The following is a 12776-nucleotide window of genomic DNA, read 5'->3' as shown; positions in this document are numbered from 1 at the left end:
AAACAGGGGGCATCATGCATGCCCCCAAAGACAGGTATGTAATCTGTAAATCAGGCAACTTGCAGGCTGCTGTCAATCTGCTGGCCCAGGGCGCCGCTCATGCCAGTGACGGCCTCAACGATACGCTGGCTGGTTTTGCCATCCCCATAGGGGTTGTTGGCATGACTCATCACTTGATAGGCCAGCTCGTCATCCAGCAGACGCACTGTCTCTGCCACTATGGTCTCGTCGCAGGTACCGACCAGGCGCACAGTGCCGGCCTTGACGGCGGCAGGGCGCTCAGTGGTGTCGCGCATGCACAGTACAGGTTTGCCCAAGGTCGGCGCCTCTTCCTGAATGCCGCCAGAGTCGGTCAGGATCAGGTAGCTCTGCTTCATCAGATAGACGAAAGGCAGATAATCCTGCGGCTCGATCAGGTGCACGTTGTCGAGCCCCTTGAGGTTGCGGTTGACCGGCTCTTGTACATTGGGGTTGAGGTGTACCGGATAGACGATCTGTACGTCATCCCGTTGGGCCAGCGCTGCCAGCGCCTTGCAGATGCGCTCAAAGCCGTCGCCGTGGTTCTCACGGCGGTGACCCGTCACCAGGATCAGCTTCTTGCTCTTGTCCAGGAAGGGGAAACGGCTGGCCAGCTCGGTTTTCATGCCGACGTTGTTATCAATGCGGTGGGAAACCTCGATCAGGGCATCGATCACTGAGTTACCAGTCACGAAGATGGTCTCGGGGGCGATGTTTTCCATGATGAGGTTTTTCAGCGAGCTGATGGTCGGGGTGTAATGTTGATCGGCAATGCCCCCTGTCAGACGACGCATACCTTCTTCCGGCCAGGGTGAGTAGATATTGCCGGTGCGAAGGCCTGCCTCGACGTGACCGACCGCGATGCGGTGGTAGTAGGCCGCCAGCGTTGCCGCAAAAGAGGTGGCAGTGTCACCGTGCACCAGAATGCGATCCGGCTTGAACTCGGCAAAAACTGGCTTGAGTCCTTCCAAAATGGCGGTGGTGACATCGGTCAGATCCTGACCCGGTTTCATGATATTGAGATCATACTCCGGCTCGATCTCGAACAGGTTGAGAACCTGATCCAGCATCTCCCTGTGTTGCCCGGTGACACAGACTCTGACGTCAATCTTGCGATTGGCCTGGAAGGCCTTGACGATCGGAGCCATCTTGATTGCTTCCGGTCTGGTACCAAACACAATCAATACCCGCTGCGCTTTTATCGGCATAATAATCACTCCCGTGTGAGTTAATTGGTTTTTCGTATTGTCCCGAAATGACTAATAAAGACTGAGCTCACTATTGAGCTGTGTCAGTCGGTGTTGCCAGGTGTGTTGGGCTAGCACTATTTCCCTGGCTTGCTCGCCCAATTCGTTTCTCTGACGAATATCTCTTTGTAATTGCACACACCACTCGCGTGCCGCGGTACCATCCTGTACCGCGACGATACTCTTGCCAAAAATGCTCTCCATCGCTATCGAGGGGGTGCTGATAATGGGGCAGCCCGCTGCCGCCAATTCGAACACCCGGCGGGATAACATGGTCGGCGATTGACTTATCGTATTGAAATTCAAATAAAGCTGATATTGCCGATACGCCTTGGCGACAGATATTGGCGAGATGGCGGGTTTGCAGTATGGCTGAAGTTTATCCGGATAACTGCAACCGTTATTTTTCTGCCAGAAGCGATCGAAAATAATCAGGCCTCTGTCCCGCAATGCATACAGCACATCTTCTTGCGTTCGGCTACGCTCGGCCAGCTCATTGCCATAATAGCCCCCCAGAAAGGCGATCCCTGGCCCCCGTTCACCGCTCACCGCCGGTTGATACCAGCTGGGTTGTGCGGCAAACATCAGGACACCAACATGCACAAAGGCCTGATGGGGAAGGGAATGGTACCGTTCAAGGGAACCGGCATCCGTGGTATAGACCACATCGAACAGCGCAGCCGCATCGGCAAAACGCTCGAAATGAAATGGGTCCTCTTTATTCCAGAAGATGGTTGTAATTTGCCGTTTTCGGCAAAATTCCAGTAATTTTCTCAGTTCTGGTTTATTGGGTGAACTGTGCGCATAACTGGCAATCTTGCCTTGCCAACTATTCTTGTAGCCACGCCAGGTTGACTCCACAAACAAAAAATCAGGTTTGAAAAACCTGAGTTTCCATTGCCAGTCGAGCGGGGAGATCTGAATAAGGTCGGCATCGGGGGCCAAGCTGAACGTCGTGAACTGGTCTGCCACTAAAGCGATACGTGGTCGTTTATTATTATGCAAAGGAATTGACTCACAAGTGAAATAGAGTGGCAGCCACTGCCACTCTATTCTTGTTATTACAAGAGCACCAGGGCTCTTGCCGAAATGGCGATTTGATAGAGCACCTCGGTAATATCCTTGGTGATCTGCAGTGATTTGGTATCGACCTGAGGCAGGACGAAAATCTCGTCACCCGGCTTGATGGCGATCTCTTTATTGTCCAGATCGCCCTTCTCAATCTGGCTGAAGGTGCCGTCACGATGCAGCAGCAGAATACGGGAGTTGCTGGCTTTCTGGGTAAAGCCGCCGGCCAGATCGATGTAGTCGGCCACAGTGCGCTTGCTGTCCATCAGGATGGCGTTCGGGAACATGACATCCCCGTGCACCATGATGAGGTTGGTCTGGCGCGGAATGCGGATGATATCGCCCGGTTCGAGCCGCACATCTTCCATATTGGTGCCATTGGCGAGCACCACCTGACCGTTGGGCTGAATATCCTTGGCGCGCTCGACCCATTGCATCAACAATTGTGCTTCGCTGTTGCGTAGTTTGGCTTCCCCCTCGGAAGAGGAGCGGGCGGTCAGGATACTGGCTTCCAGCGCCTTGAGGGAGGAGTTCAGCATCTCCTTCTGACGCACCTTGACCGAGTCACGATAAAGCTGGATGGCGCTCAAGTCCGCATCCTGGGTCAGTTTCAGGCCATTGAGGATATCGCCGAGGCGGGCGCCGTACTTGAGCACATACTCCTGGGCACTGTCGTGTTCCCCTTCAACCCGCACTGCTATGGAGGCATATCGCTTGTCGGCGATCACTTCCACTGTGTCACCCGAGCTGATCATGTTTTTGGCCAGTTGGGCGTCATTGATGGGGTAGTAATCCATGTGGATATCTTCCCCCTGATTGCGGCTCACCCGAATATGGGTCGCATCGGGATCGGGCCTGGCCATCTGCATCAGCTCGGCCAGGGTAACATGGGGTTTGCTCAGTTCGAACTTGTTGGCGTTCGCTACCTTGCCCCTGACCGTGGTCTGATAGCGCAGCGGTGCCACCACTATGATGTCGCCATCGCGCAGCTGGGTGGGCAGCAGGGTACCATTGACCAGAAACTGGTAGAGGTTGTAGTGGCGCAGTGTCTTGCCATTGCGCTTGAGGGCGACGTCAAGATAACTGCCGCGCTCGGCGGCAATACCGCCCGCCTTGTCCAGAAAATAGAGGATGGAATCCCCTGACTGGCCGGCAAACAGGCCCGGTTGCTTGACAAAGCCGGTCACGAAGATCTTGACCGGCTGGCTCACATCCAGGGTGGCATAAACGCTGACATTCTTCTGATAGACGGTGGTGACGGCGCCAAGCAGGGTGTCATTCAGTTGTTCGTTACGAACCCCTGCCACCTTGATGGGCCCAACCTTGGGCAGGAAGATATTGCCCTGGTGATCGACCGTCAGGGGCTGATCGAATTCGACCCCCCCCCACAGCTGCACCTGCAACCGATCGCCGATGGCGATGCGGTAATCCGGGTTGAAGCCATTGAAGGATTCCCGGGCAAACTCACCGCGAAACAGCCAGTTGCCAAACACAGGATCCCGGGTCTGGGTATCCGTGATGACCTTGCGCACCGGGGCTCCTTCCTGGGAGATTTCCAGCGCATAAGCGGGTTGCAACAAGAGGCCCAGACTCAGGGCCAGCAGACTCGGCTTGATAATGAGTGATCTAGTAAAGAAGGTATTCAACGACATACTCCTGTCAGTCTTGGTGTTCGCGCAGGGTGGCAAGACCCATCACGACCAGACCATAGAAAAGGCAAAGCAGAACACCGATGGTGGCCAGGTTGTAGAGACGACGGGGATATTCGGCCTCTTCGGCCTGACTGGGCTGGCTCACCACCAGCAGGTGTTTCAATTTGCGGTACGCTTCGACGCGCGCCTGCTCCATGCTCACCAGCCCTGTCTTGTAGACGTCGGCGGCCAGCTGGGTTTGAACTTGTACTGCCTGATAGTCGGCGTTGACCTCGTTGAGGGACTGCTTCTCGCTGCCGGTCAGGCGATTTTTTTCTTGCGCCAGCTGACGGGTGAGGGCATCTACCCTGTCTCTGACCGCCACCACGTCTGGGGCATTGGCATTCATATAGATTTGCAGCCGTTTAAGCTCGGCATCCTGGCGTACCAGCTCGGCTTCCAGTTCAGACACCACTCCCATCATGGCGGTACTGGTGGCCTCGGGGCTCATCAGCTGGTGCTGGTTCTGGAAGGCCAGCATCTTGGCCTGCTCCCCCAGTAGCCGCTCGTGGGAGCGGGCAACTTCGGTCTCTACAAACTTGAGCTGCTCCATGGCCACCTGACGGCTCAAGCGGTTGATAAAGCCCTCGCTCTCTTTGAGCATCAGGCTGACAACCTGTTTGGCATAGTCAGGATCGAAGGCTTGCAGGCTGACGGTCAGCACACCCGAGAGCTCATCCAGACTGACGGTGAGGTGATCCCGATAAAACGCCAGAAACTCTTCGCGGGTGGCATCTTCAGGCAGGCGGGAGAACGCGTCGGCATTGTCGCTCTGATAGTGTTTTTTCAGTTGCAGCGCCTTATCCAGGGTGTTGAGCATATCCCAGGACTTGAGATAGTCCTGGATCACCAGCACATCCTGATGATTGCTGCCCCCGAGCCCCAGCATGGAGAGCGCATCTGGCAGCATCTTGAGCTGGTCTGCCTGCTTGACTATCAGACTTGCCTGGCTGACATAGCGATCGCTGGCAAGGGTGCCGTAATAGAGTGCTGCCAGGCTGAAGCAGATCACCACCCAGAGAAAGCTGCCAAGCTTGATGGCTTTTTTCCAGGAGTGATGGGCGACTTGATAGCCCTTTGAATCGATAAGAAACAGCTTGGGGTCACGCTTGAATTTGCGCAACTTGCGTTCAAGCAGGGCGGTCAATTTGGCTTTGGTCATAAAGGTCCGTGGAGATACTTGAAATGGAATATCAGAGCGTCTGGTAGATGGCGATGGCGTCTTCGATGTCGTCGTGCAGGGTCAGTTGCCCGTTTTGCAGCACTATGCCCATGTCACACTGCTGGCGCAGCGTCTTCATATCGTGGGAGACCATGATCAGGCTGGCGGTTTCCCGCTTCTGGGTGAAGACATCGATGCACTTTTGCCTGAATCTGGCATCCCCCACCGAGGTGATCTCGTCGGTCAGATAGATATCAAAATCAAAGGCCATGCTGACGGCGAAGGAGAACTTGGATTTCATCCCGCTCGAGTAACCCTTGATGGGCAGCTCATAGTGCTGGCCAATCTCCGAGAACTCTTTCACCCACTCCTCTACCGCTTCTGTGTCGTGTACCCCATGGATACGGCAGACGAAGCGGGTATTTTCACGCCCCGTCATGCTGCCCTGAAAGCCGCCGCTCAGAGCCAGAGGCCAGGAAACCCGGCTGTGGCGGATCACCTTGCCCTGATTGGGCATATCCATACCGCCGAGCAGGCGCAGCAGGGTGGATTTTCCGGCGCCGTTTGCCCCCAGAATGCCGATGTTGCGATCCCCGGGCAGGATAAAGTTGACATCCTTCAGCACATAATGGCGGCCAAACTTGGTGGGGTAATATTTCGAGACGTTATCCAGAGTGATCATCTTGTTAACTTGCGATTAGTCGTCGATGGCTGAGGCGATAGGCACTCATGGCGAAAGTGAGCAATATCAATGTAATGCTCACCAGATAAGACCAACTGCCGCCCTGGGTCTGAAAACCGGCAATCCAGCCAGAGCGAATAAGCTCCATGGCATGCACGATAGGGTTCCACAGCAGCAGGTGCTGATAGCTCTGGGGCACGGCCGCCAGCGGAAAGAATACCGCCGAGATCCACATCATGGGGCGCATCAGAATGGGGATCAGTTTTTTTGCCTCTTCGGAGAGGGAGGTGGCGATGCAGAACAAGGTCCCCAGCGCAAAGGAGAAGACCATCAGCAGGCCATACCCCGTCAGCACGGCCAGCGGGTCTGCAGGCATGGCATCAAAGCCGAACCACATCAGCCCCAGGATCAGTACAAAGGCCACCAGCACGCCGATCAGGGTTTCCAGCAAGAAGCGAGAGAAGAGGGTGGCAAAGGGGGTTACTTGTCGATAACAGAACAGCCCCTTGTTGGCGCTGACGGCAGACTGCAACTGACCGACCACGTTTTGAAACATCATAAATGGCAGATAACCCGCTGCGATAAACACAGGCGCTTCAACCCCGCCAAAACCGCTGCGCTCACGCATCCCGAAGATGAAACAGAACACAGAAATTGCGACCAGAGGATCGAGTACAGCCCATGTGTAGCCCATGCGATAGCTGCCGAAACGGGTCTTGAGCTCACGCATCAGCAGGCCGAAGGTGACATCCTTCAGCACTGTCATGGGTGAGCGATGCTGGCTGGATAGAATTGGCTTGTTCAATGGTTGGTCTTTTCTTGCAAAATGGAGTGGCGTTGTCTTGCTGACATCAAGTGAGGCGCGAGTCTACCATGTGCGTTCGATGCAAACGTAACAGCCTGCTGCTGCATCCAGAATGGCAACGGAATTGATTGTTGATTTTTTGTTTCTTCATGGTGTCTTTTTTGGTTAAAAAAGGTGGTGTTTCACCATGGCTACCGCACGGAAATGACATAGTCCCGTTCTAAAAACAATCAATTCGTGGTTTTTCAAAACATGAGGTTAATAGGAGGGCGCTGAACAACAATGTTGTTCAGAAAATGATCCTGCTGTGCAGGTTGATTACCCCGTGCCCTCTGCGCGTCAATCTGTGACGAGCATCATGCTTTATTTTATTTGAGGCGCATCTTACTTATCAGGCGCGATTGAGTCAACACTCAATAATCAATCCGAGGAATTACGATTAATTCATAAGTTATTGTTTTATAAGGTTTATTTAAGCTGTTATTTAGGCTTAATACTTGTCGGATGAGTATCTATGGCGAAAAAACGACTAATTCAGAATGCTCTTACATAGCGCAGTTTTTTGTATGGTTGTTATTTGGCCGATAAATCTGGCGAATAGAGCATAAACGTTAATTGGTTATTTAGTGAGCTCAACAAATAGACTGTCGCGGGCTTTTATACTGTGCTTCAACTGAAACACCTTTGCCAGCTAGACCAATTCCCTGTAAAAATCTTGTTTTTTAGTTTTACCTGTTTTGTTGACAACTCTGCTCCCCACTGACTATTCCTGAGGTGTGCCCATTTGAGTTTGAGAGGGCATGTCGGATAACAAGGACGATAACAAGGATGTAGGAGGGGACATGCGCGCTAACACACTCTTGCTCTCGGGACTGCTGGCTTCGTTGATAGCCAGCACCGGAGCCATCGCCAATGACAACATTGTTGCCCTGCAACTGGGCACACCATCCGAAAACGAGAAACTCAGCATCTTCACGGCAGACGCCAAATATCACCACATGTTCTGGCGCTGGGGGGATTCTGGCTGCCAGTTTGGTCTGGGCGTGCGTGGCGGCATGCTGAAGGTCGGGGATGAGCGCACGGCCAGATTGGGCACAGGGGCGCGCGCCGAATGTCTGTGGGGGAACTGGGTAGTATGGTTGCCAGCGGAGATGATCTGGCTGGCTGATCATGAGTTCGGCCATCGCGGCAATGGCTTCAAAGATTACGGCGGCCCTTTTCAGTTTGTCACCGGTATTGGTCTGGGGTATGCGATCACCAAGAACTGGCTGATTGGCTATCAGTATGAGCACATGTCCAACGCCAACATGTATGAGCAAAACCCCGGCCTGGATACCCATACTTTGCATATCGAATACCGCTTCTAAGCTCTCCTCCTCTTGTTGCCCTGCCCCTGCTCGTCAGGGGCTTTTGCTGTCCATGGGTGAGTACTGAGCTACGGGCAGGTTGGCCACAAGCATGGCGTACGCGCTTAGCGCCCCAGGTATTCCCGATCGAAGAAGGTGTTGACCCAGTGTGGGCGGTAGACGGCAAGCAAGGTCATGGTCATGCCGTTGAGCAGGGCTTCGGGGAAGAGCAGCAGCGGCCAGATGGAGAGGTAGTCGGCGCTGATGGTATGCCACGGATAGGCGCCGCTCATCCCCATCAGCAGGGCGCTGGCGATCATCTTGACCGAGATGCTCAGCGCTCCGCCAAAAAAGGCGACCACGAACAGATAGACGAACAGATGGCGGGGCATCCAGGCCCAGCTCGCCAGGAACAGCAGCCAGCTGGTGGCCACTGGCAGGGCGATGCCAATCAGTGCCTGCCAGCCGAAATCGGCGAGGGAGGCAACCCCGAAGTAGCCCAGAACAAGCAGTGTCAGGCAGGGAGCAAGCAGTGCCAGACGCCACCCGAGCAGCAGGGTCAGGCTGGTGAGGCCGAGAAAGTGCACCTCCAGCCCTTCATGCAAGCCGGCGCGCAAGGTCCAGAGCGGGACCAGCACGATGGCGCCGCCAAGGCAGAGATGCTGATAGAGGGGTTGATCAAGCAGGGTACGCAGCAGGGTGCCACGCAGGCTGAATATAAGCAGCAATACCCAGAGCAGGAGGGCGGCCGCTTGTCCTTCACTCATGGCATTTCCTTGTCATGTGATGGCGTGCAGTGATGCAGTGTCAATATCATCAGAGCTGGCGTATTCCTTGCCAGCCCTGATGAGGCATCAGTATTTGACGTTGTTGTGGTACTTGGCGAGTATGCCCTGAACTCTGTCCATGGTCTCCTTGCTGGGGGGCTTGATCCCGGTCAGATCATAGTTTTCACCCAGAACGTCCCACTTGTGCTTGCCCAGCTCGTGATAGGGCAGCAGTTCCACCTTCTCGACACTATCCCCCAGTTCGGCGATGAACTGGCCCAGTCCCTCGGCGCTCTCGTCATCGTCTGACCAGGTCGGCACCACCACGTAGCGGATCCACATTGTCTTGCCTTTGGCAGCGAGATAACGGGCGAACTCCAGGGTGTACTTGTTGCTGACATGGGTGAGAGGGATGTGCTTCTCGTCATTGATCTGTTTGATGTCGAGCAACACAAGGTCCGTGTTGTCGAGCACCTTGTCGAGCTGTTCGTCGTAGTGACGCACAAAGCCGTTGGTATCGAGGCAGGTGTGAACACCTTTCTCCTTGCAGGCGGCAAACAGTTCGGCGATAAAATTTTGTTGCAACATGGCTTCGCCACCGGAGGCGGTGACACCACCACCCGAGGCATTCATGAAGTGGCGATAGCTGGTGATGTCGCTCATCAACTCCGGCACTGTCACTTCGCGGCCACCCTGGGTATCCCAGGTATCCCGATTGTGGCAGTACTTGCAGCGCATCAGACAGCCTTGCATGAATACGATAAACCGTATTCCGGGGCCATCAACGGTGCCGCAGGTTTCAACGGAATGGATCCGGCCAATGACACCGGATGCACTGGTTTCAACGGCAGGGATCTGATTACTGACAGACATAGACGACTCCAACGATTCGAGCAGGCCGTGATTTTATTACATAAATCCCTATAAATCCTACCTGTTTAGCCCGACTGGGCCGCGCCGAGCAGGCTCTCCAGGGCTTTTACCGTCAGCGGTCGACTGGTCAGGAAGCCTTGATAATGCTGGCATCCCAAGGTTTTGAGGATGGCGAGCTGCTCCTCATCTTCCACCCCTTCGGCGGTGACGGTAAAGCGGAAAACCTTGGCCAGATCCAGGATGGCCTTGACGATGGCCTTGTCCTGTTCGCTGTGAACCAGGGTTTGAATGAAGCTTCGGTCGAGCTTCACTTCGTCCGCCGGCAGATCCCGCAGATAGGCCAGCGACGAGTAGCCGGTGCCGAAATCATCGATGGAGAGCAGTATGCCGAGATCCTTGAGTTGCCGCATGCGGGCTATGCTCTCCAGCCGGTTTTCCAGCACCACGGATTCGGTCACTTCCAGCAGCAGGCGGGAAGGGGGCACCCCTGTGTCGCGCAGTATGTATTCCACCTGCTGCACGAAGCCTGCGGTGTGGAACTGGCGGGCGCTGACGTTGACCGACAGATGGGGAATGGCAAAGCCGCGATTGAGCCAGAAGCTGTACTGGGCACAGGCGGTCTTCATCACCCAGTAACCAATGTCCTGGATGAGACTGGTCTCTTCGGCGATGGGAATGAACTCGGCCGGTGGCACCATGGTGCCGTCGCTGCGCTGCCAGCGCAGCAGTGCCTCTATGCCGGACAAGCTGCCATTGTCGACCCTGTATTGCGGCTGATAGTGCAGTTGCAGCTCATGGTGGCGCAGGGCATCGCGCAGCTGGTTGTTGATGGTGAGCTTGCTCTTCTCTTTCTCGGCCATGGCCTCGCTGAAGAAAACATAGTTGCCCTGACCGGCCCGCTTGGCCATGTGGGTGGCGGTGTCGGCCTGCTGCATCAGCACCAGATGATCCTGGTCTTCGCTGGAAAACAGGCTGATCCCCACAGACGCGCTGCAATGGAGTTTGTGATCCTCGATGTCGAACGGGGTGCGAAACAGCCCCATCAGCTCGCGGGCGAAGTGCTCGGCCAGGATCTTGGCAGTGACATAACCCTGACCCAGGGCGGTGAACAGCAGGGCGAATTCATCCCCCGAGATGCGGGCCAGCACCAGGTTGTCCTGAGGCAGTCCCTTGAGCCGCTCGACCACGGCTTGCAGCAGCTGATCGCCACAGGCATGGCCGAGGGAGTCGTTGATCGATTTGAAGTTGTCCAGATCCACCAGCAGCAAGGCGCCCCATTGACCGTTCGGTGCCTGCAGGGTGCGTTGCATTATGTTGTTGAGGCTGCGCCTGTTGTAGAGGCCGCACAGATCGTCGTAATAGGCGAGCTGCTCTATGTGGCGGGCGGCGTCTTTTTCCTTGGTGATGTCGTAGAAGCTGCAGACGTAGTGGCTGAATTCGCCGAGTTCATCCTTGACCCCGCTCACCATGAGACGCACCGGGAACAGATGCCCATCCTTGTGCAGGCAGCGCTCCTCGCCCATCCAGAACTCCTGCTCACCGATGGCCCGTCTGACATCCTCTTTCAGGTGATCGCCATAATAGGTCGGTCGAAGCCTGACAATATGCTGGCCGATCATCTCATCGTTGCCAAACCCCGTGATGCGGCCAAAGGAGTGATTGACCTTGAGAATGATCCCCTGGTGATCCATGACCAGCAGGCCGTCGTGGGTGTTGAAGGCCACCTCCGCCAGGCGCAGAGCATCGTCGGCGGCGAGCCGCTGCAATTCGATGGCGGCCCGTTCGTGCTGACTGCTGAGGGCATCAAGCAAGGGCATGGGGTCGGCTAGCGGCGTGTCGAGCAGCAAGGTGAGCTGTCCCATGGGGGCGCCGCTCGGACCGTGCAACGGCACACCGACATAGGCCTTGGCATTGAGGGCCAGCAACTGGGTGGCTAGGGGATAACGCAGGGGCAGGTCTTCCACATAGAGGGCTTGACCGTGCTGGAACAACTCCTGGGCGGGGCCGGGATCCAGCTGTATGGGTTTGAGGATGGAGAAGGTTTCTCCTTCCAGCACGCAGCGCGGAATGATCCAGAGCTCCTGGCCTCGCGGCTGGTATTCGCCGACCCAGCCGATGCGGGCACCACTGATGGTGACGGCCCAGTTTACCAGTGCACGGCAATAGGCGATGCCGGTCAACAGGGTCAGCTCGCCGGGCAAGGCCAGCACAGGATTGATGAGGGGTTCAGGCTCTGGCTGCCAGTGGCCGAGCAATTGGGCGCTGTGGCGCACCAGTTGCAGCATCTCTTCGCTCAGCACGGTGGCGCTGAGGTACTCAAGGCTCAATACGCCGATGAGTTTTTCCTGCTCCAGCAGGGCGCCATCGAGGCGCGAGCTCACCCCCGCATTGGCCAGATAGTAGTGCTGGCTCAGCATGGGCTGGTGGGCCGCCTCGGAAAAACTCAAGGATTTGCGGGTGCGCAAGGCGCGAATGTAGCGACTGTCACCGCGAATGGCCGAAAGCCCCTCGGCGCCGAGGGCAAAGACAGGGGTCAGCTGTTCGCTGCCGAGGGAGCCATTGGCCTGATAGTGCCAGAGGATCAGGCGATCGGCCCCGAGGCTCTCCTTGAGGGCTTCCAGCATGGCGACGAACTGTTGCTGGCTGGCCATCTGGCTCAGGCGTGGCAGCTGCAAGGCGAGATCGGCGATGGGTTCCTGGCGCTGGGTCTGCAGGCAGATGAGCCAGAAGGCATCCTGTTCATGGGAGAGGGCGATATGCCACTGCTGTCCGGCGAAGCGCAGCATCAGCTTGCCCCCCTGACCCTTGGCAAGGGCTTGCTCTATGGGCAGTCGCAGGGCATCCGGCAGTTGGGCCGGCCAGGCACTTCTCGGTTCATCCAGCCAATGAAGCGGGGTTTGCATCACATCGGTCAGGGCGACCAGCCGTTGGCTGCGCACATCCAGACGAAAGAACAGCGGTGTCTGGCTGGCAGGAGGAAGGTGACTGAGCGCGGTAGACGACATGAACTGATAACATCCTGTTGAACAACTGTCGGGTGGCAAGAATACTGCAAAATCGGTGCAAACAAAATTTCATTGAAATCTAAATTAGAGATCGCTAATTTAATGGCAATTT

10 protein-coding genes are annotated in these 12776 nt (G+C 55.9%); 1 reads left to right on the top strand and 9 read right to left on the bottom strand.

The annotated features are described in order from the left end of the window. Positions 1 to 50 precede the first annotated feature (50 nt). From wecB to ONZ54_RS14300, 6 genes are all read right to left on the bottom strand, one after another. Positions 51 to 1226, bottom strand: a complete 1176-nt coding sequence (gene wecB, locus ONZ54_RS14325; protein WP_271786492.1) for a non-hydrolyzing UDP-N-acetylglucosamine 2-epimerase — start codon at positions 1224 to 1226, stop codon at positions 51 to 53. Between the two features lie 51 nt (positions 1227 to 1277). Then, positions 1278 to 2237: a CgeB family protein gene (locus ONZ54_RS14320; protein WP_271786491.1), complete on the bottom strand. Its 960-nt coding sequence runs from the start codon at positions 2235 to 2237 to the stop codon at positions 1278 to 1280. Positions 2238 to 2326: 89 nt separating this feature from the next. Continuing rightward, complete coding sequence (locus tag ONZ54_RS14315; RefSeq protein WP_271786490.1) at positions 2327 to 3979, bottom strand: polysaccharide biosynthesis/export family protein; 1653 nt, start codon at positions 3977 to 3979, stop codon at positions 2327 to 2329. A gap of 13 nt (positions 3980 to 3992) precedes the next feature. After that, a complete protein-coding gene (locus ONZ54_RS14310) occupies positions 3993 to 5186 on the bottom strand; it encodes a KpsE/RkpR family capsule polysaccharide export protein (protein ID WP_271786489.1) in 1194 nt (397 codons plus the stop codon). 31 nt (positions 5187 to 5217) lie between these two features. Next, positions 5218 to 5868, bottom strand: a complete 651-nt coding sequence (locus ONZ54_RS14305) for an ABC transporter ATP-binding protein (RefSeq protein WP_271786488.1) — start codon at positions 5866 to 5868, stop codon at positions 5218 to 5220. A 4-nt stretch (positions 5869 to 5872) separates the two neighbouring features. Beyond that, positions 5873 to 6673, bottom strand: coding sequence for an ABC transporter permease (locus ONZ54_RS14300; protein ID WP_271786487.1), 801 nt, complete (start codon positions 6671 to 6673; stop codon positions 5873 to 5875). 842 nt (positions 6674 to 7515) lie between these two features. On the opposite strand from ONZ54_RS14300, the gene ONZ54_RS14295 reads away from it, so the two are divergent. Further along, complete coding sequence (locus ONZ54_RS14295; protein WP_212540394.1) at positions 7516 to 8040, top strand: acyloxyacyl hydrolase; 525 nt, start codon at positions 7516 to 7518, stop codon at positions 8038 to 8040. A 104-nt stretch (positions 8041 to 8144) separates the two neighbouring features. Here ONZ54_RS14295 and ONZ54_RS14290 read toward each other — a convergent pair whose 3' ends face one another. The 3 genes from ONZ54_RS14290 to ONZ54_RS14280 all read right to left on the bottom strand — a co-directional run bounded on the left by ONZ54_RS14290 (position 8145) and on the right by ONZ54_RS14280 (position 12664). Further along, a complete protein-coding gene (locus tag ONZ54_RS14290; RefSeq protein WP_058395758.1) occupies positions 8145 to 8786 on the bottom strand; it encodes an energy-coupling factor ABC transporter permease in 642 nt (213 codons plus the stop codon). An 87-nt stretch (positions 8787 to 8873) separates the two neighbouring features. After that, positions 8874 to 9659: a pyruvate formate lyase 1-activating protein gene (gene pflA / locus ONZ54_RS14285; protein ID WP_059168524.1), complete on the bottom strand. Its 786-nt coding sequence runs from the start codon at positions 9657 to 9659 to the stop codon at positions 8874 to 8876. Positions 9660 to 9724: 65 nt separating this feature from the next. Continuing rightward, positions 9725 to 12664, bottom strand: a complete 2940-nt coding sequence (locus tag ONZ54_RS14280) for a sensor domain-containing phosphodiesterase (protein ID WP_198315531.1) — start codon at positions 12662 to 12664, stop codon at positions 9725 to 9727. Positions 12665 to 12776 lie beyond the last annotated feature (112 nt).

This window comes from Aeromonas salmonicida (genome assembly GCF_028355655.1).
Taxonomy (GTDB): domain Bacteria; phylum Pseudomonadota; class Gammaproteobacteria; order Enterobacterales; family Aeromonadaceae; genus Aeromonas; species Aeromonas salmonicida.
The sequence above is the reverse complement of the archived record's forward strand: the minus strand, read 5'-3'. Positions and strand labels throughout refer to the sequence as shown.

Bases quoted from the DNA above. Each gene is read 5' to 3' on its own strand.
- pflA (WP_059168524.1), bottom strand. From the start codon at position 9,659: ATGTCTGTCAGTAATCAGATCCCTGCCGTTGAAACCAGTGCATCCGGT.
- ONZ54_RS14305 (WP_271786488.1), bottom strand. From the start codon at position 5,868: ATGATCACTCTGGATAACGTCTCGAAATATTACCCCACCAAGTTTGGC.
- wecB (WP_271786492.1), bottom strand. From the start codon at position 1,226: ATGCCGATAAAAGCGCAGCGGGTATTGATTGTGTTTGGTACCAGACCG.
- ONZ54_RS14290 (WP_058395758.1), bottom strand. From the start codon at position 8,786: ATGAGTGAAGGACAAGCGGCCGCCCTCCTGCTCTGGGTATTGCTGCTT.
- ONZ54_RS14280 (WP_198315531.1), bottom strand. From the start codon at position 12,664: ATGTCGTCTACCGCGCTCAGTCACCTTCCTCCTGCCAGCCAGACACCG.
- ONZ54_RS14295 (WP_212540394.1), top strand. From the start codon at position 7,516: ATGCGCGCTAACACACTCTTGCTCTCGGGACTGCTGGCTTCGTTGATA.
- ONZ54_RS14310 (WP_271786489.1), bottom strand. From the start codon at position 5,186: ATGACCAAAGCCAAATTGACCGCCCTGCTTGAACGCAAGTTGCGCAAA.